We start from the raw sequence: 20,069 nt of genomic DNA, 5'->3' as shown, positions 1-20,069 counted from the left end.
GCCATCATCCACCGGAGTAATGAACGGGAGTTTCTTTATAAGTTGAATTCATGGAATTGTACATAATAACTATAGTGGGCTCCAATGGAGGCCATATGACATAAACCCATAATCAAGCGCGTGTATGCTCTTGGTTATGGGTTTATGTTGGTTATTTTTAGATGTTTGACAATGGCTTCTTGCGATAATATACTTAGTACACCTAATTAATTGTGCATCTATTTAATTGTATTACTATTTAATAGATGTCCTATGATGTTGGATGTCTATGGAATGATAAAGAAAGAAGGAGGGACCCATTATGACTGGTATAGATCCGGTCGCTCAGAAGCTTTTGTACTCCATTATGCAGTTTAATAAAGGCAAATGGAGGCAACATAAACCTCATGGGCGCAATCACAATGAAATTATGGTGCTGGGTTGTTTACTCCACGGGATGCATCCGGGAGAACAATTGAACTGGCAGGACAATCCGCCTGATTTCAATGACACGATCGAATCCAATCACCCCGGGATGAAAGTCTCGGAAATCAGCGCATTGCTACGAGTGAAGTCACCGACCATTACACCTGTTATTCGTGGCCTTGAAGATGAGGGGCTGGTCAAACGGACGATGGACCCGGAGGATCGCCGTGCTGTCCGCATCACGATTACTGAAGCAGGTCGTGAAATTATTCGGGCTGCTCACCAAGAACGCATGGAAATATTCAATAAGTTAGTTGAGCATTTGGGTGAGCAAGACAGTACTCAGCTGGCTGAGTTGTTGACCAAGGTATACACCTTTTTTGATACATTAACTTCCTTGCAAAAGGATGATTCGACAAGAGGAGATGATAAGCCATGATGAAACTGTTTCGCATGCTGAAGCCATACCAAATTCCGATTATTTTTATTCTGGTGTTGGTACTGTTTCAGTCGCTTGCTGAATTGTACCTGCCTACGTTAATGGCAGATATTGTGAATGACGGCATCATTAAAGGGGATATCCCGTATATCTGGCAGATTGGTGGATGGATGTTGGTCATCGCGATTGGCGGAACAGCGTGTTCGGTGATTGCCAGTTATCTCTCATCTCGAACAGCGGGTGGATTTGCCAAACAACTGCGTAGCAGAGTATTCCGCCATGTGGAGAACTTCTCTCTCCAAGAGTTCGATAAGATGGGTACTGCTTCGCTGATTACGCGAACGACGAATGACATCACACAGGTACAGAATGTACTTACAATGATGCTGCGCATGATGATTATGGCTCCGCTCATGTGTATCGGGGGTATCTTCATGGCGGTATCTCAGGACGCCAAATTATCTACGATTTTCCTGGTCGTGCTTCCGGTACTCGGTGGAGCTATTGCGCTGATTGGTGCCAAGGGTTTACCTTTGTTCAAAACCATTCAGAAAAAGCTGGACCGACTCAACCTGGTGCTGCGTGAGCAGTTAACAGGGATTCGGGTTGTTCGTTCCTTTAACCGTGGGGAGCATGAGAAAGTGCGCTTTAACGGGGCCAATACAGAACTGAGAGATTCATCGATCAAAGTTAATGTGCTCATGGCGACCATCATGCCTGTGATGATGCTGGTTATGAACTTTTCGATGATTGCCATCCTTTATTTTGGTGGAATGCGGATCGACACTGGTAATATGAACATCGGTGCATTGATTGCCTTCATCCAATATGCAATGCAGATCATGTTCTCACTTATTATGGTTTCGATGATCTTTGTCATGATTCCAAGAGCTTCAGCATCGGCAGAACGGATTAACGAAGTGCTTGATATGCAGCCGGATCTTAGCAATCCCGAGCAGCCTCGTGGTATGAAATCCATGCAGGGTATGATTGAGTTTGACAATGTAACTTTCCGTTATCCGGGCGCAGAGAATCCAGCTTTGTCCGATATCTCCTTCACAGCTCGCTCAGGTGAGACAACAGCCATTATCGGTGGTACGGGTTCTGGGAAATCGACATTGCTCAGCCTTATTCCACGATTTTATGATGTGACCGAAGGCAGTGTTCGGGTAAATGGTACGGATGTGCGTGAAATTCGGCAGGAAGATCTGCGTGCCAAAATTGGCTTTGTACCACAAAAAGCAGTCCTCTTTACGGGTACGATTACGGAGAATATTCGTCACGGGAAAGATGATGCCACAATGGATGAAGTTGTTCATGCGGCCCGTACAGCTCAGGCGGAGAACTTCATTACCGAGATGAAAGAGGGATATGACAGCCTTATCGCTCAAGGTGGTAACAACGTATCTGGTGGACAAAAGCAACGTCTGTCCATCGCTCGCGCACTTGTTCGCCGTCCGGAAGTTTATATCTTTGATGACAGTTTCTCTGCTCTCGATTTCAAAACGGATGCTAAACTTCGTGCTGCGCTGAAGTCCGAAACGACAGAAGCGGCTGTGCTGATTGTTGCGCAACGCGTAAGTACAGTAATGGATGCTGATCGCATTCTGGTTATGGATGAGGGCCGAATTGTCGGTTCAGGAACACATAAAGAGCTGCTGGAGCACAATGAAGTGTATCGCGAGATTGTATCCTCCCAGCTGACAGAGGAGGAGATCGCATGAGTGAACGTACAGAACGTAAGTCGCCTCGTCCCCATGGTGGGCCGGGTCCAGGTCCCGGAATGGGCATGCGACCTCCCGCTGAGAAAGCAAAAGATTTCAAAGGCACACTGCGTCGCTTGATTCGTTATCTCCAGCCCCATAGTTCTCGTCTGCTAGGTGTGCTGGTTGCAGCCATTTTGAGTACCGTATTCAGCATCATCAGTCCAAAAGTTATGGCCGAAGGAACGGATATTCTCAGTAAAGGCGCCATTGCCATCCTTCAGGGTGTACAGGGAGCCGGGATTGATTTTCCTGCATTGATAAAAGTATTATACCTGCTTGGCGGACTCTATCTGTTCAGTGCTGCATTTATGTATGTTCAGCAATACCTGATGGCCGGTGTGGCCCAACGTGTTGTGTATGACATGCGTGAGCAGATCAGTGCGAAGGTTGGACGTCTTCCTTTGAAATATTTTGACTCCCGCACAACTGGGGAGACACTTAGCCGTGCCACGAATGACGTGGACAATATCAGTAATACACTTCAGCAAAGTTTGGCACAGTTCATTACGTCCATCGTCACAATTGTCGGCGTAATTATCATGATGCTGACGATTAGTCCATGGATGACGCTGATCACGATTTTGACGTTGCCACTCAGTGTAGTTGTTGTCATGCTGGTTGCATCTCGTTCGCAAAAACACTTTGCGGGTCAACAGAAATCCCTTGGGGAACTGAATGGTCATGTCGAAGAGATGTACACGGGACACAAGGTCGTCAAAGCATTTGGACGCGAAGAACAATCCGTACAGCAATTTGAGAAGGTCAATGAAGAATTGTATGAATCTGGCTGGAAAGCTCAGTTTATCTCCGGTATTATTATGCCGCTCATGAGTTTTGTGGGTAACTTGGGTTATGTACTGATCTGTGTGGTCGGTGGGATCTTCGTTACACGTGGTTCTATCTCTATTGGGGATATTCTGGCCTTCACACAATATTCCCGTCAATTTACACAACCGATTAACCAGATTGCAAATATCTCGAATATTATTCAATCAACGATTGCTTCGGCAGAACGGGTATTCGAGTTGCTGGATGAAGAGGAAGAAGTTCCGGAGTCCAAACAACCCGTACAATTACAGCAGCCTAAAGGTGCGGTTGCATTCCAAGGTGTTAATTTTGGATATAAAGAAAATGAACTGCTCATTCATAACATGAATATTGATGTAAAACCGGGACAGACGGTAGCCATTGTTGGACCAACGGGAGCCGGTAAAACCACCCTGATCAACCTGTTAATGCGTTTCTACGAAATTCAGGATGGTCGGATTACGATTGACGGTGCCGACATTAAGGACATGGAGCGTGGCAAGTTGCGCAGTCTGTTCGGCATGGTGCTTCAGGATACCTGGTTGTTCAACGGAACGATTCGGGACAACATCGCCTATGGTCGAGAAGGTTCTACGGAAGACGATGTAATTAAGGCAGCCGTTGCGGCACATGCGGATCACTTTATCCGTACACTGCCTGATGGTTATGATACGGTGCTGAATGAAGAGGCGTCGAACATCTCTCAAGGGCAGAAACAGTTGCTCACCATTGCAAGAGCAATTCTGGCGAACCCGGCCATCCTCATTCTGGATGAAGCGACAAGTAGCGTGGATACACGGACCGAAGTATTTATCCAGAAAGCAATGAATGATCTGATGAAGGATCGCACGAGCTTTGTCATTGCACACCGTTTGTCTACCATTCGCGGCGCTGATCTGATCCTGGTTATGGATCATGGTAACGTGATTGAACAGGGTAATCATGATGAATTGATGGCAAGTCAGGGCTTCTACGCCGATCTGTACAATAGTCAGTTTGCGGAGCAACAACCGCAGGCGATCTGATTACACTGTAACTAACTAGAATAGCCGGGAGCACTCTTAGGGGTGCTCCCGGCTATTTGTCGTGTATCCAGAGGAGTCGATTCTAATGTGGAGCAGATTGGATTCGTTTGGATACGATGGATCTATAAGATATGAAGGAACGTTGGCATAGTAATTGGGTTGTGGTGCTCGTCAGCCTTTCAGTTGTTTGCGTGAGGTGCAGACAGGATGAGGGGTCATCCTTCGTCCATGCTAACGAATCGTAGACACCTTATATGGAGGATTATCAAGCACTCCCAATTCTAACGAACTTGAGACATGTTATTTCTCTGATAAGCAACACAAAGCGGTAAAATAAACTGCAGAATGCGGAAATAAAGTGTCTATGATTCGTTAGAACGCCGGTATTGTGGAATTGTGCCTATTAGAGTGTGCTGAGTTCGTTAAAATATTCTAATAAACCTTAGTCATAATTGTCTTACATATGCCATGCGTGCAAAAATAAAAACGGGACGAAGCGGTGTAACTACACTGCTTTGTCCCGTTTATTTATATTTTGAATTCATTGTACATCAATCTAGATACAAGCATACGAGCATAAGCTCACCGAGTGGGACATCCAGATTAGTCATAAGATACTTTGTAAGCCTCAGTTTGGGCATAGCATGACCCGCATTTTACTGATCCTTATAATCGTTCGCAGGTTCATCAGTGTCATTGCTAGAGACCGACCTTACTTCTGCCTTCACGTCGTCGCTGTTAGCTTCCTCCAGCGCAGACGGAGCGGGTTCGCCCGGGATTAATTCGCGCTGCTCAATCATGCGTTTGACAACCTCATAACAGTCATCCACATGTTTGTTACCTACATAGCGCATGGCTGTGAAGCTGAGTGCGGCAGCCAATCCCTGTCCTGCAAAAGGAACAAATTTGGCGACCGATTTGGTGGCTACGCGTACACCGACTCTTTTCAGAACCTGGACAACCAATTCCTTGGTGATCATACGACCAATGACTTTGCTTCCGATGGACATCACGAATCCATAGATCATGGATTTGGTCTCGGGGTCCATGCCGTCCAACTGTTTCTGTGATAATCCGAATTTATTGTTAATGGCAGGCAACAGCTGCATCAGCATCCCCACATCAGCCAGTACGTCTGTACCGGGTAGCGGAACGAGTGTTGTACCGGCAGAAGCGGTAGCTCTTTTGCGAACCATGGTACGGCATTCCTTGCGAACTTGCTCCAACTGTTCCAACGTTGCCGGAATCATAGGGAATCCCTCCATTCGTATATGGTATAGATATAACCGTTTTGACTCAATTTGAATGGGTTCTCACCAGCAAAATTTGCAACCTTATGACATTAAGGTGCCGAGAAACCCTTTTTCTCATGCATACATCTGGTTAAAAAAGGAATTGGCTAGTTAGATAAAAGGGTTATCTATTTAAGTTTAACTATACATTTACACGAGAACGTAGAGGACAGAAATAACCTGAAGAAGCGAAGTGTTGGCCTAAAAGCTTTCTGAAAGAAAGCTACATCGGAAGCATACGCTTATCACCAGATTTTCACCTTTGTAAAAGTAAATCAGAAAAATCTGGGGATAACAGCGATCGGAAGGTTATTCTGGCATCGGAGTGGCATGTGTGAATATTCTTAAGTTGAACTTATATAGCTATTACGAATGAATGAGGAGTAGGATGCATACCTGATTGGGAAACCTATTTGGAATCATGATGAGTGCGTAGCGAAGGGCTTGTTTACGGCTTCAACCTTTGTGGGTAAAGGTTAACAAGCATTGGAATGGAGGAAGAGGGATGGAGTTTAACAAAGCGTTGTTAATTCATCATCATCATTCGGGCAAGGCCAGTCGTGAGAATACAGTGGGCCTTGTGGCTGGTGTGCTGGCTCCCGCTGTCCATGAACTCGTCATTGTGCGTACGGATGAAGCTGGTGAAGGAGAGAAGTTGTGTCGTGAACGCGGGGAGCAATTCAATGTGGTGTTTATCCTGGGTGGGGATGGCACGGTGCATGAATGCGTGAATGGACTGGCCGATCTGCAACATCCTCCGTTGATTGGTATATTGCCTGGAGGCACCTGTAATGACTTTGCGCGTTCGCTCGGGATTTCACCGGATGCAGAGATTGCGGCACAAGAAATGCTGGCAGGTCGGGTGGTATCTATTGATGTTGGACGAGCTAATGATCGGGTGTTCACGAACTTTTTTGGCATTGGCTTGATCAGTGATGCATCGCAGAATATTAACGAGAATCTGAAAGGCGCGCTGGGGAAGCTCAGTTATTTTATCAGCACTTTACAGACAATTAGTCATACAGAGCCGTTTCGTTACCAACTGGAGGCGGATGGGAAAGAGATGGAAGGCGAAGCGGTGATGATCTATGCAGCCAATGGCCGTTTTCTGGGAACAAATGCATTGCCCTTTGCACCGGATGCGTTGCAGGATGGCGAACTGGACGTGCTCATTATTCATGAGACAGGCATTCCGCTGCTGCGAGAGATTCTGTCGCACAAGCCAGAGGGAGAATGGCAACCTCAGAGTGAGAGTATTTCATACTTCAAGGCATCTACGTTAAAAGTGAAGACGGATGCGCCGATGTCAGCTGACACGGACGGCGAATTGTATATGAAGACACCCGCCGAGCTGTCGGTGCTGACGGGTCATCTGAAGTTTCTAACCGGGGAGGGTTATTAAATCCCCCGGTTTTTTAGTTTGATTTTAGTTGATCGAAAACTTAAACATTCCCTGGCTGATCTCTCATATCACGTTGCCTGAACTCATCCTCAAGCATGCTCATCTGAATGGCATCATGGTATTCATGATTGTAGAACAAGACATCCCGCTTCACACCCTCGCGCTGGAATCCAAGCTTCTCATACGTGCGAATGGCTCGTTCGTTGAAGGCGTACACCTCAAGCTCGATTCGATGCAGGTTACAGATTCCGAAGCCGTAGTCCAGCATAAGTAACAACGCCTCGCTACCGTAACCTTTTCCTTGATGCTCCGCCTGATCGATGGCAGCCCGGATATGTGCACTGCGATTCTTGGCATGCATGTCCATCAGGACGACATCTCCGATGATCTGGTCATTTTCCTGTAAAGCAATAAGTAGCATGAGTCTGGTGTCATCTTGTGCAGCGCTCTCAACATAACTTTCGACCTGAGCGCGTGTGAAACTGTTCTGTGTTCCCGTCAGCCTACGCATCTCGGCGTCAAACAGACCGGGGAAGTATGCATCCACATCTGTAATCTCGAAGGGACGCAGATATATGCGTGACGTTTCCAGCAGACGTGGGATACGTGGGGAAGGTTTTGAATGTGACATTAGTTGTTCCTCCTATAGGTTCAAGGCGGGACTGATCGAGATGGCCCTGCCTCTTAAAGTTGGCGTTACACATTGATGATGACATGAGTATATCCCAATACTGTATACTTCCAAATATACAGTTTTAATTAATTTTGCAGGACAGATGAGGTGCATCATGATGATTACATTACCGAAGCTAGACGAGAACGATAGTGCGCCAATCTATGTACAGCTCTCGGATCATATCAAAAGGGAAATCATTCACGGGGATTGGGCTGAACATAGCCGATTGCCTTCGGTGCGAAAACTTGCCGAGATGCTTGGAATAAGCACTACTCCGGTGGAATGGGCCTATCAGCAATTGATCGCCGAAGGATATATATACAGTCAGCCACGTCGTGGCTATCATGTTCGTGCCATGGTGGACAGCGATCATGCCATGCAGATTGGGCAAACAGATAAACAGACAGCCGGACAAGCTCCCGTGGCCCAAAAGACGTGGTCAGACCATCAGGCAATACGCCCTGCCCGAGCAGTTCAATATGATTTTCATATGTCACGCAATGATTTCAGCCTGTTTCCAATTGCCAAGTGGCACCAATATGTTAATCGAATCTGGCGGGAAGAAGCGAAGGAGTTGTTGTTCTATGGAGACCCTCAGGGAGAATGGGGACTACGATGTGAGATTGCTGTCTATCTTGCGCAGTTCAGGGGAGTCAGCTGTTCTCCAGAGCAGATTGTTGTGGGTGCTGAACAGCATCTGCTAATGTCTCTATTAGCACAGACCCTTCTTCACAAAGGAGAATCAACGCATTCCATCGGTGTAGAGAATCCTGGATACCGACTGTTACCTGGTACATTCCGCAATTATGGTTATCGGGTTGTCCCGATCTCTCTGGATCCTGATGGCATAAACTTAACGGAGCTGGAACAGGCCGGGGTAAAATTGGCGGGTGTGTCACCCTCTCACCAATTTCCACTAGGTATGACCATGCCGATCACTCGCAGATTGGCGTTGCTCGAATGGGCGGAACGAACAAAGGCATACATTATCGAGGATGATTACGATGGAGAGTTCCGGTATCATGGAAGACCAATCCCATCAATGCAGGGGCTACGCGAGAGAAGTCGCGTAATCTATATGGGTGGTTTCTCGCAGGTGCTCGCACCTGCTCTTTGTATCCATTACATGGTGCTTCCGAGAGAATTAATGGATGATTTTCGCGAAATGTATAAGAATGTTCTATTCGAGCAATCAGCCTCCCGACTCCATCAGCGAACATTGGAGATGTTCATGCGTGAAGGAGAACTGGGCAAGCATATCCGTAAAATGCGTAATGTCTACAAACGAAAGCATGACCTGATCGTTCAGGCCATTCAGATGCATTTTGGAGATCGGGTTGAAATAAGGGGTCAACATTCCGGATTCCATCTGGTATTGCGAATGGTAACCAAACAGTCAGCCACAGAATTGGTAACCGCAGCGATAGAGGCAGGGATACAGATCAGTTCAACTGAATATTTGTGGGCGAACGGGAGCAGACCAGCAGACGGCAAAAGAGAGTTCATTATCGGTTTTGCCGGAATAGAGCTGGAACGCATTGACCCGGGTATTGCCGCATTGGCTAGAATCTGGAGCTAGCATCAGTTCCGTTTAACCGCTCCATCCAGAAACAGCGCCACCAGTTCCTGCGCAAGTTCCTCGATGCTGCCGCCATTCATGTTGCGTACATCTTCGCGGTTCGCGAGCATCAGCAGTGACGTAAATGCATGGGCAAGCAGCATAGGGTTCCCGACCCGCAAATAACCATTATCCATCTCCTTCTGAAAATGGGTAGCTAGTACTTCAAATATGCGAAGCTCTGCTTCCCGAATCTGAGCGAGCTGCTCCGTGTCCAGATGTTTCTCGGCTTCTCGCATCATGGTCTCCGTTTCAATATGGGAATGCTGCATCTTGGCTTCGGCAACCTTAACCAGTCGTTCTTGCAACGTACCAGGTTCATCCAGACGGAGCGAAGTCTGCTGCATGCCCATCGCCATCATGCGGGTGATGGCAACGGTGAACAGGTCGGCTTTGCTGGTGAAATGATAATAGATTGATGCTTTGGTCACATTACATAACGAAGCGATCTGCTGGAGAGAGACGGGTTCATACCCGTATTCCATAAACAGACGTGACGCGGTCATCAATATGTTGGTTTGAACAGATGCTTGATCCACAGCTGTTTTGGGTCTACCCGGTGAACGGGGAATGTTTGTTTTTTTGCTCATAAGTACATACCTCTTTACGTATTTAATTGCTTGTTAGAAGTGTTCACAAAATTAGGCATTGCAAAATTAACCTTCCGGTATATATAATTAACTCGATTATACTATGACCCGTGGTTCATTACTACACCATCATATATATTAGGGCTTCATAGAAACAGAATAGGGAGATGAAGAGACAATGCAGGAAGGTTCGGGTTACGGCCGCTGGGTTGCCGGCAAACGAAGCAAATGGATTACGCTGTTGGTATGGATCATTATCGCCGTTGTGCTTGGCATGGTATGGCCTGCTGTAGGTGATCGTGAAACCAATAACGCACAGGATCTGAGTGAATCCAAACCATCGGTTCAGGCAGCTGCACTTGCCGAGAAGGAATTCCCTGGTGGTGAAGGACTGCCCGCGCTGATCGTATGGCGTCAAGCCGGCGGTCTGACAGATGAACAGATTCAGAACATTCAGGCATTAACGGAGCGACTGGATCAAGATCCGGTAGAACAACAACAGTCCGTTGTGCCACTCTATCAATTACCTCCACAGGCATTGAAAGGCCAGCTTTCGGAAGACGGAAGTACCTTGGTTATGCCACTTTTCTTCAATGAAGGTGCCGATTCGGAACAATTGAAGGAAGCTATTGAAGCACTTGAGCAAAAAACACAAGATATCTTCGGGGCAAATCCGTTCGATGTAGCCATAGATGATGCAAATACACTGATTGCCCGTGTGACAGGGCCAGTAGGGATATCCATTGATGCGAGCGGGCTATTCTCCTCCGCCGATGTATCCTTGCTGATCGCTACGGTTGTATTGGTATTAGTACTGTTGCTGTTGATCTACCGCTCGCCTGTACTGGCAATTATCCCGATCATTGCGGTTGGATTCGCGTATATGGTGACAAGCCCCATTCTGGGATTCATGGCAGATCAGGGCTGGATTACGGTGGACGCACAGTCGATCTCCATCATGACTGTATTGTTATTTGGAGCAGGAACGGATTACTGTCTGTTTATGATCTCCAGATACCGCCAGATTCTCTATCATGAGCCGGACAAAAAGAAAGCCATTTTCCAGGCAATCACCGGATCATCTGGCGCCATTGCCATGAGTGGATTCACAGTCGTTGCAGCACTGCTCGTGCTGTTGCTGGCTGAATATGGTGCATATCATCGCTTTGCCGTACCATTCAGTCTGTCCATCTTTATTATGTTTATTGCAAGTCTGACGCTGGTTCCGGCGCTTCTGGCGATCTTCGGTCGGGGTTCATTCTATCCGTTCGTACCACGTACACATGAGATGGAAGTGGAGCGTGCTAAGAAAAAAGGCAAACCGGCTCCTGCCCCGCGCAAAGTGAAGGAAAGCTGGATTGGCCGTGTTGTAATAACAAAGCCATGGACCGTTCTTGCAATTACGTTGGTATTGCTGGGAGGACTGGCGGCATTCTCTACTCAGGTTAAATTCACGTATGATCTGTTGTCTTCCTTCCCCGAGGATGTGCCTTCCCGCGAAGGTTTCACGGTCATCGGCGAACAGTTCTCCCAAGGTGAGCTGGCTCCAGTCAAAGTGATCGTTGATGCCGAAGGCAAAGAAACTGATCTGAAGCAACGTCTCGAATCGCTGGATTACATTAGTAAAGTAGGCGATGCTCAGCAGGGTGCCGAGAATGCCAACATTACCGCCTTTGATGTGGAATTTAATCTGAATCCATATTCCATGGAGGCAATGCAGCATATTCCAGATCTGCGGGCTACTGCGGAACAGGCGCTTCAAGATGCTGGTGTAGCTAATGTGGACAGTCAAGTCTGGATTGATGGTCAGACGGCTGAACAGTATGACATTGAAGTAACCGGAGAACGGGATGCCAAGATCATTATTCCGGTGGTCATCGGCATGATTACATTGTTACTACTGTTGTACTTGCGTTCAATCGTAGCCACAGCATACCTGATTGCAACTGTTGTTCTGTCGTATTTCTCTGCACTGGGTCTGGGTTGGATCATCATTCACTACGGACTTGGCGCAGATGCCATTCAGGGAGCGATTCCGCTGTATTCCTTCGTATTCCTCGTGGCACTGGGGGAAGACTACAACATCTTCATGATCTCTAGCATCTGGCAGAAACGCAAAACGATGCCGCTTCGTCAAGCGATCAGAGAAGGTGTTGGCGAGACAAGCTCTGTTATTACATCTGCAGGTCTGATCTTGGCAGGAACGTTTGCGGTACTTGCTACATTGCCAATTCAGGTGTTGGTGCAGTTTGGTATAATCACAGCCGTTGGTGTGATGCTGGATACCTTCCTGGTTCGCCCGTTCATGGTACCGGCGATCACCGCATTGCTGGGTAAATGGGCCTTCTGGCCAGGCAAGTATGTTCCGATTGCAGAGAAGAATGAGGAGAAACAAAACCAGTCCATGTAATGCATGGATTGGGTGAGATGGACGGCGGGGCTTCAAGCCTGCTGTCCATTTCTTTATTTTCCGAACGATGATGACCTCTACCAGTTGTCCTCCTGAGATGGAATGGTGGAACTGTAAAATATCCGCAGGATGAGGCGTGATCCTTGTTTTCTTTGTATGGGGAAGGTTTACGTAACCAAGGGTTATGGGACATAATAGAGAGAGCGTCGGCCTTGGGCAGACGGATGATCAACATCAATGGGACAACCAGGGGAAGGATGAAAGCAAGCATGACGAACCAACTTAATGTGTATTTTAACCATGACGGCGGCGTGGATGACCTCGTATCGCTGTTCATGCTTCTGCAAATGGACAATGTACATGTAACCGGCGTATCGGTTATTCCGGCAGACGGATATCTGGAGCCAGCAACAGATGCCAGCCGTAAAATTATCGATCGTTTCGGTACATATTCCGTAGAGGTATCCAAATCCAACTCCAGAGGGAAAAATCCATTTCCTGCGGCGTGGAGACTGCATTCCTTCTATGTAGATGCACTTCCTGTACTGAACGAGTCCGGCAAAATGGAAGCACCACTCTCTGCCGTTCCGGCACACCAGCATCTGATCGAGAAAGTGCGCAATACCGAAGGCAAAACGTTGCTCCTGTTCACAGGCCCACTGACAGACCTTGCGCGTGCACTGGACGAAGCACCAGACATTGAAGAGAAAATCGACAAGCTGGTATGGATGGGCGGTACATTTGAGCGTGGTAACGTAGAAGAACCTGAGCATGATGGCACAGCAGAGTGGAACGTATTCTGGGACCCGGAAGCGGCTTACCGTGTATGGCAGAGTGGTATCCAGATCGATCTGGTTGCACTGGAAAGCACGAACAAAGTACCTCTGACTCCAGCCGTTCGTAACCGCTGGGCAGCAGAGCGTCGCTTCGAAGGCGTTGACTTCCTGGGTAACTGTTACGCAGGTTGTCCGCCACTGGTGTACAGTGAGACGAATTCCACATACTATCTGTGGGATGTGCTGACAACGGCTTCCGTTGGACGCGAGGACATCGTGAAGAAAAAAACCGTAAACTGTATTGTCATCCCGGATGGTCCTAGCCAAGGCCGCACGGTGGAGCAAGCAGACGGACGTCCAGTACAACTGGTGTATGATACCGATCCGGAAGCGTTCTTTACGTACATGACGGATTTGGGTAAAAAAGCTGCTCCGCAGCGCTACTAATTCAGGCAGCTGTAAGGCTTGCCAACATTAAAGGACAACAAAAAATAAAGCCGCAGGCAGTGGTCTGGGTATGGGGTTGAACCCCATGATCCCGTCCCTGCCGTGCGGCTTTTTGTTTTGGGCTGATTTATATAGTAATCTAGCTGCCCGCTATATTTTAAATCGACCAATCAATCCGTTTAACTCACTGGACAATACCCGCAGAGATTCGGCGGATGCACTCATCTCATCCATGGATTGCAGCTGGCTACCGGTAGCGTGCGATACCTTCTGGATACTTGAAGAGGATTCGCGTGAGATATGTTCCATATCCTCCACAGAAGCGGATACTTCTTCTGCACTGGCAGACAGCTGCTCGGATGCTGCGGATACTTCGTGCAGACGTTCATTCATCGTCTCAATCCCGGTATGAATGGATGTGAATGAACGGCCTGCCTCCTGAACAACAGCGAGACCGGATTGGACTGCTGATGTGCTGGCAGACATATGTTCTGACAACAGGGCAGTCTGGCGTGTCATCTCGGCGATCAGTTCGGTTACATGCTGGGACGATTGCTCTGATTCCCCCGCAAGCTTGCGAACCTCTGAGGCAACCACGGCAAACCCGCTGCCATACTCTCCTGCACGAGCCGCTTCAATACTAGCATTAAGTGCGAGCAGATTGGTCTGTGAAGCGATGCCTTTCATCAGATGTGCTACCGACTCAATTTTACCTGAGTACTGCTCCAGCTGAGAGGTGGAGGCCACCATCTGTACATTTGCTTGATGAATTTTGTCCATACTGTCCATCGCCGTGTTGATGTTGGCTTGACCTTGCACCGCGTTATTGGTCGTTTCCTGTGATACATCCGCGACTATAGAAGAAGAATTCGCAATATGCTGCATGCTGCGTGTAATCTCTTCCATGGCTACCGTAACTTCACCCGCACGAGCCACCTGTTCAGCAGCTCCATTGGCCGTATGATTCGTATGCTCGGCAATACGCTGGCTAGCTTCGGCAGTTGCCTGCGAATGTTTGGATACTCCTTCTGCAGCTTGTAGCAGAGAATCGGAGCTTTGACGGATGCCCGTCATGACATCACGGGTACCTGTAACCAGATGTTTGAACTCGGAAGCGAGTTGTCCTACCTCGTCCTTGCGACTAAGTTCAACGTTGACGGTCAGATCGCCTTTTCCTACCTGGGTAATTAACTTCTTCAACTTCACCAATGGTCGGGTCAAGTAATGGGCGAATCCATACACCAGCAAGACACTCAGCAGAACAATAGCCAAGGCTGTCCAGATCATGGTCATACGGTTGCGGGACATCAGTTCATAGACCGCAGTGGAATCCAGATCCGCACCGACCAATCCTAGTACTTTCCCGTCAGCCCCATGGATCGGCACATATGCTGTAATGGTAGCGCCATATTCATCCTGTGTGAGTTCACCCCGAATAGGCTCATTCTGTTCAAAAGCTTGCAGCATTCCTTCATAATGGGTCTCTTCTGCGGAACCGTAAGGGGAGAAGTCATCCTCTGCCACATCGGCAGCAGCCCCATCCACAACGTAGAAATATGTATTTGTTCCATTTTCTTCGCGTGTACCAAGGGTGTACAGATACTTGAGTCCATTGGCCTCTCGCAGCTGACTAAGCTGCTCACGCAATATGCCGTAATACGCTGTCTCGTCCTGTCCGGTACTGAGTGGTGCATACAGAGAGGTGTCAATTAATGCAGCTGCCCGTTCACCCACAGCCTGTGCTTGCATCCCCATGGATTGCTCGACCAGTTGGGCCGATGAACGGTACATGGTAATGCCAAGAACCGCACCCGCGGCCAGCATCAGACAGGAAAAAAATAAAAAGATCCTCATAAACAAACTGTTCATTGGTAAAAGTGTTCCCCCTTGATCTGTTAAATCAATCGTCTTTTTGTCTCTTTACTTGGTGCTTGTCGTTCTTCTTTGGTTCGTATGTATTGTATATCAAATATACAGTTTTCTACTTGAAATATCGGCATCCGGTCCATAAAGAATTAGCTCCCGAGTCAATTTGACCCGGGAGCTGGTTTCGTTTCAATCCTATATTGACCATGCTCATCATTGGAACACACCTCATTGTCACTACATAGAGGGGCTTCACATGACTGAGTGATTACGTCATTACATCGTTCCGCCGCCCTGGCGAACAGAGGCAGGAATCTTTTCAGGTCCCTGATTAATATATTTATTGATAAAAGTACCTACTTTGGCATCGTCGAATTGGTCGAGTTTCATCGTTTTGGTCCATGCGGTCACCACGACTTCACTGCCTTCGGGAATATCCTTGTTGGGTACAGCCAGAATACCTGCTCCAGCTTCGCGGAATTTGGCGAGGTATTTCAGATGTTCCTTCAAATCCTCGCTGGCGTTCTCACGATAATAGATGATGATGTCCCCGTGCTCCAGATTGTGTACCAGATAATTATAGCCTGGGAAGTCGGTGTAAAATCCAAACTTGATATCATGCGGATTATGCGGTCCCGATGTTGGAATTGTCATCTCATACTGAATGGGGTCCTCCGTATGGTCTGCCCCGTAATATTTATCGTCCGTCACGTCGATTGTCGCGTTGGACTTCAGATCGGCTACATTATATGTTTTACCTGCCCCTTGCATGAAGAACAGGCCAAACGTAATAATCGATACAGCCATCATTACATGTGCAGCCAGCCGAAGGGATCGACTTTTTTTTTGGATGTCCGCCCGCTCTTTCTTTTTCATGTGGCCCAGGATTTTTCCCTGTGTGCGTGATGCCCAGATATAGGTGGCGATGGAGAACAGCAATACAATTACACCTACGATGAGCCACAGGTAGGAGGTACCTGCCTCGTGCTCCATTTGCATATGATTCATATGAGTCATGTCCATAGAGAGTTCCCCTGCTTTCTTTGTAAAATGAGTGATTAATACACTACACAATGTAGTGTTGGTGGCAGTGGTGAATCCACTCATTACGTAACGGGAGTTGCTAGTTCCGTGTTTGTTACGTAAATAAGAACATACATGTTGCACTACACATTATAGTGTATGATACATGCTCGGCGCAACGCTGCCATAGAAAACCTAAAAAAGGCCTTCCCGGCATGAGCAAGGAAGGCCTTAATATAAATCCAAAGAGTCAGTAAGATTTATATTTATTGAAATAACCATTTACACGAAACGTAGAGGACAGAAAGAACCTGAAGAAGCGGAAGCGTTCGCCTTTATCTCCAGATTTTCACCTTTGTAAAAGTGAATAAAAAAATCTGGAGATAACAGCGATCGGAAGGTTGTTCTGTCATCGAAGTAACGAGTGTAAACAGCTTTATTCCAACTGATATAGTTTACAGACGTCCAAAAGGCGAAAGCATCATGCCAATCAGTCCAATGATAATCTCACCCAACAATCGATACAGAATAAAGAATACGACCACATTGGCGATCAGCACGCTGTACATGCTGTCGATGGCTGCTTGGGTACGATTCAGTGGATACTGGAACAGCACCGAGTTCAGAGCAACAAAGATAATGATATACGAGACAGCAAGCAATGAAATCGCGATGGAATATGAGATGATAATAAACAGATTCGCCAGAACAAGGGATACGACAGCAGGAACAAGCAATGTACCAAACTGGGCAACCAGTGTTTTGGGACGGAAGGTTATTTTTTCAATCTTTAGAATAGCGTACATCAGTGCAATAGAGGCAATCAGGATAATGACGGTGAACAACAGCGGTCTTAAAAATCCACCAATGAACAAGCCGTCCATGCCTATGCGACTAAAGGTAATTAAGAAGTATGTAGAAGATAGAACTGCAATTAGCGCCATCGTTAGCCATCCGTTTAGGGAATGCTGGTCACCAACGGTTTTCATCGTCTGATAAGGACGGGCCAATACACTGAGGAAATAGGATAGATACTGTTTGCTTACTTCTTTGGCTTGCTGAACCTTCTCATTCTGCACAATATTATTCCACTGATTGGAGCTATTGTCTCCTGCAGAAGCATGGTCATTGGTACCTGTTGATTCTCTCGCCTGTTCCTTGTGAATGGAGACGGATGGTGTGTTGGATGGAACGGATGCCTGGGAAGAGGTAGCCTGCGTGCTGGACCAACGGGTATATTCGGGTTCGGAAGCAGCAGATTTCGAGTTCGGTACAGGAGTTGGTGATGAGGTTGTTTGCGTTAGATTAGAGCCGCACCTCTCGCAAAAATGGGCATCTCCATTTTCGTGATTACATACTGGACATTTCATGGTATAAGCCTCCAATTTCTAGAAAATAAAAACATGTCAACATTGTGTCTCATTTTAACGGTTAATGACGAAGTTTGTCTATGTTTCGCAGGAATTAGTACCCATTTAGGGAAAGTTGAAACAAAGCCTCGAATCCTGTGTATGAAAACGGAGTGTAGAAGCAACAATAGTATAGGAATGACATGCAGGCATATTAATGTAAATTCACTGTGGTTTAAGACGAATTGTTTTCGACTGCTAATGCCTCATCGTTCGCTTTTATGTGTTATTCTCATGTTAACTATATCTTTTGGGTTGCCTATGATCGTATATTTATGTATAATCAATCGTGTTAACACGTCGAATGTACGGTAGTAAGAGATGTGGGTGAGTTCATGGAACTACTGGACAGCAATGAGAGCAAGAAGAAGATGTGCCAGTATTATAACGAAATCTCGAAGGAACTGTTCGGATTTGGCACCACTCTCCTGAGAGTGACCATTGACCAGAATATTGTGACCTTCTACGCGAAGCACCGACGTTCACCGCGCTCTGACGCCCTGGAAGGGGAGGCCCCCGGCTTAAAGCTGGAAGTGGACTTCCGCATGTCTGTCTTATATAAGAAGAAATTCCGGGAGAAGCTCGAGCAACACATGGGTTTGCCAATTGAAGCTATATTGCGGGATTATGATGCGTCCACTCAGTGGGCAATCACAAATGTGATTCTGGAACAGGCCTAAGGATGGAGCGGCAGGATTAATTCTTGTTGAACCATACGGAGGTTATGGCCCGGATTCATGATCAGGTTCCGTACAATTTCATATGATGGCGTCTGTCTTTGGATTGATTCTGAAGCAGAAACCGATGATGTACCGGCAGCGGGTGTCGCTTTCCTTTGTTTACGAAGAAAAGTGTTCTTGTTTATACAAGAGCACTTTTCTTTTTGTTTTTTCATACACATCACATATATCAGGGGGAATCAGGATCATGATGAAAAAGTGGATTAGCGGTTTGGCAGCAGTGGCAATGACATCGGTATTACTTGCAGGTTGTGGCAGCAGCACGGATGATGCAACAGGCGGATCAGGGAGTGGGGGAACCGCAGCGAACAATTTGGTTATCTCCACTTGGGGCTTCTCTGAAGATTTCTTCAATGAAGAAGTATTTGGTCCATTCGAAAAAGAACATAATGTAGACATCGTGCTCGAAGTCGGCAATAATGCTGAACGTCTGAATAAAATTCGTCAAGGGACATCAAATGTCGATGTTATCTACCTGTCTGATTACTATGCACAACAAGGTATCGATGAAGGTCTGTTTGAGAAAATTGACCGCTCCAAAATTCCAAATGTAAATGACATTTATGATATTGCCAAAGCACCACTTGGTGAGGATTATGGCCCGGCCTACACGGTTGGACAGCTCGGTATCGCTTATAACCCGGATCTCGTATCCAAAGAAGTGACTTCATGGAGTGACCTGTGGGACCCGGCGTTCGAAGGTAACCTGACCATCCCGAATATTACGGCAACAGCAGGCCCAATGGTTGTGGATGCAGCTTCCCGTGTAGCCGGTAACGATACATTTAATGAAGATGCGGCATTTGCTGAACTGAAAAAACTGAGCGGCAATGTAGTGAAATTCTACAGCCAAACATCCGAATTCGTGAACATGTTCTCCCAAGAAGAGATTGCTGGCGGACCGATCATGGAAATGTATTTCAAAGATCTGAAAGCAGCCGTGCCTAATGCAAAGTTTGTTACACCTAGCGAAGGTGCATATGCCGTGATGAACACAATCAATGTCGTAAAGGGCAGCAAAAACAAAGAGCTGGCTGAAGAGTTCATCAACTGGCAGCTTAGCCAGGATATACAAGCAAAATCTGCCAAAGCTAAAGTCGATTCCCCGGTTAATACAAAGGTTGAACTGACTGCTGAAGAAGCAGAAGGCGTAACATATGGCGCTGAAGTTGTTGAGAAGCTGAACAAGCTGGATATGGAATTCGTGAATCAACAGGTTAAAGGCTGGACAGATCGCTGGAACCGTGAGATTGCACAATAAACAAGTAACCGACTAAATAGTTATCTTTGATCCTATATAGTTTAACTAAACTTTTTACACGAGAACGGAGAGGGCAGAAATAACGTGAAGAAGCGAAGCGTTCGCCTAAAAGCTTTC

15 protein-coding genes are annotated in these 20,069 nt (G+C 46.9%); 9 read left to right on the top strand and 6 right to left on the bottom strand.

Annotation, left to right across the window (positions count from 1 at the left end; genetic code table 11):
- The first annotated feature begins 301 nt into the window (after positions 1-301).
- Genes NST38_RS28595 through NST38_RS28585 form a run of 3 tightly spaced genes read left to right on the top strand, consistent with a single transcriptional unit; the run spans position 302 to position 4,442 of the window.
- Positions 302-844 carry a MarR family winged helix-turn-helix transcriptional regulator gene (locus tag NST38_RS28595; RefSeq protein WP_036612904.1) on the top strand — a complete coding sequence of 181 codons (543 nt, stop codon included), beginning with the start codon at positions 302-304 and terminating at the stop codon, positions 842-844.
- Positions 841-2,568 (top strand): ABC transporter ATP-binding protein, encoded by a 1,728-nt coding sequence (locus NST38_RS28590; protein ID WP_076253717.1) that lies wholly within the window; start codon positions 841-843, stop codon positions 2,566-2,568. The genes NST38_RS28595 and NST38_RS28590 overlap by 4 nt, the downstream gene beginning before the upstream one ends.
- A complete protein-coding gene (locus NST38_RS28585) occupies positions 2,565-4,442 on the top strand; it encodes an ABC transporter ATP-binding protein (RefSeq protein WP_076253716.1) in 1,878 nt (625 codons plus the stop codon). The genes NST38_RS28590 and NST38_RS28585 overlap by 4 nt, the downstream gene beginning before the upstream one ends.
- A 656-nt stretch (positions 4,443-5,098) precedes the next feature.
- On the opposite strand, the gene NST38_RS28580 is transcribed toward NST38_RS28585, so the two are convergent.
- Entirely contained in the window at positions 5,099-5,692 is a 594-nt protein-coding gene (locus NST38_RS28580; RefSeq protein WP_076253715.1) for a hypothetical protein, read from the bottom strand.
- A 547-nt stretch (positions 5,693-6,239) separates the two neighbouring features.
- Between NST38_RS28580 and NST38_RS28575 the strand changes: the two genes are divergently transcribed.
- Positions 6,240-7,136, top strand: a complete 897-nt coding sequence (locus tag NST38_RS28575; protein ID WP_076253714.1) for a diacylglycerol/lipid kinase family protein — start codon at positions 6,240-6,242, stop codon at positions 7,134-7,136.
- A gap of 40 nt (positions 7,137-7,176) precedes the next feature.
- Here the strand turns inward: NST38_RS28575 and NST38_RS28570 are convergent, their stop codons facing one another.
- The gene (locus tag NST38_RS28570) at positions 7,177-7,767 is read right to left on the bottom strand and encodes a GNAT family N-acetyltransferase (RefSeq protein WP_076253713.1); all 591 of its coding nucleotides are present in this window, start codon (positions 7,765-7,767) and stop codon (positions 7,177-7,179) included.
- A 157-nt stretch (positions 7,768-7,924) separates the two neighbouring features.
- Between NST38_RS28570 and pdxR the strand changes: the two genes are divergently transcribed.
- Positions 7,925-9,391: a MocR-like pyridoxine biosynthesis transcription factor PdxR gene (gene pdxR, locus NST38_RS28565; RefSeq protein ID WP_306068785.1), complete on the top strand. Its 1,467-nt coding sequence runs from the start codon at positions 7,925-7,927 to the stop codon at positions 9,389-9,391.
- Positions 9,392-9,393: 2 nt separating this feature from the next.
- Here the strand turns inward: pdxR and NST38_RS28560 are convergent, their stop codons facing one another.
- Positions 9,394-10,020, bottom strand: a complete 627-nt coding sequence (locus tag NST38_RS28560) for a TetR/AcrR family transcriptional regulator (RefSeq protein ID WP_076253712.1) — start codon at positions 10,018-10,020, stop codon at positions 9,394-9,396.
- Between the two features lie 178 nt (positions 10,021-10,198).
- On the opposite strand from NST38_RS28560, the gene NST38_RS28555 reads away from it, so the two are divergent.
- Positions 10,199-12,430 carry an MMPL family transporter gene (locus NST38_RS28555; RefSeq protein WP_076253711.1) on the top strand — a complete coding sequence of 744 codons (2,232 nt, stop codon included), beginning with the start codon at positions 10,199-10,201 and terminating at the stop codon, positions 12,428-12,430.
- Between the two features lie 269 nt (positions 12,431-12,699).
- The gene (locus NST38_RS28550; protein ID WP_017691781.1) at positions 12,700-13,653 is read left to right on the top strand and encodes a nucleoside hydrolase; all 954 of its coding nucleotides are present in this window, start codon (positions 12,700-12,702) and stop codon (positions 13,651-13,653) included.
- A gap of 150 nt (positions 13,654-13,803) precedes the next feature.
- On the opposite strand, the gene NST38_RS28545 is transcribed toward NST38_RS28550, so the two are convergent.
- The 3 genes from NST38_RS28545 to NST38_RS28535 form a co-directional block, all read right to left on the bottom strand.
- Complete coding sequence (locus tag NST38_RS28545) at positions 13,804-15,522, bottom strand: methyl-accepting chemotaxis protein (RefSeq protein WP_076253710.1); 1,719 nt, start codon at positions 15,520-15,522, stop codon at positions 13,804-13,806.
- A gap of 273 nt (positions 15,523-15,795) precedes the next feature.
- Positions 15,796-16,542, bottom strand: coding sequence for a DUF3105 domain-containing protein (locus NST38_RS28540; protein ID WP_076253709.1), 747 nt, complete (start codon positions 16,540-16,542; stop codon positions 15,796-15,798).
- Positions 16,543-16,997: 455 nt separating this feature from the next.
- Positions 16,998-17,912, bottom strand: a complete 915-nt coding sequence (locus NST38_RS28535; protein WP_076253708.1) for a hypothetical protein — start codon at positions 17,910-17,912, stop codon at positions 16,998-17,000.
- A gap of 374 nt (positions 17,913-18,286) precedes the next feature.
- On the opposite strand from NST38_RS28535, the gene NST38_RS28530 reads away from it, so the two are divergent.
- A complete protein-coding gene (locus tag NST38_RS28530; RefSeq protein ID WP_017691786.1) occupies positions 18,287-18,631 on the top strand; it encodes a Na-translocating system protein MpsC family protein in 345 nt (114 codons plus the stop codon).
- Positions 18,632-18,881: 250 nt separating this feature from the next.
- Positions 18,882-19,952, top strand: coding sequence for an ABC transporter substrate-binding protein (locus tag NST38_RS28525; protein ID WP_076253735.1), 1,071 nt, complete (start codon positions 18,882-18,884; stop codon positions 19,950-19,952).
- Positions 19,953-20,069: the final 117 nt, after the last annotated feature.

Source organism: Paenibacillus sp. FSL H8-0104 (assembly GCF_038050215.1).
GTDB classification, from domain to species: domain Bacteria; phylum Bacillota; class Bacilli; order Paenibacillales; family Paenibacillaceae; genus Paenibacillus; species Paenibacillus amylolyticus.
This window is presented reverse-complemented; position numbering and strand designations above follow the sequence as displayed.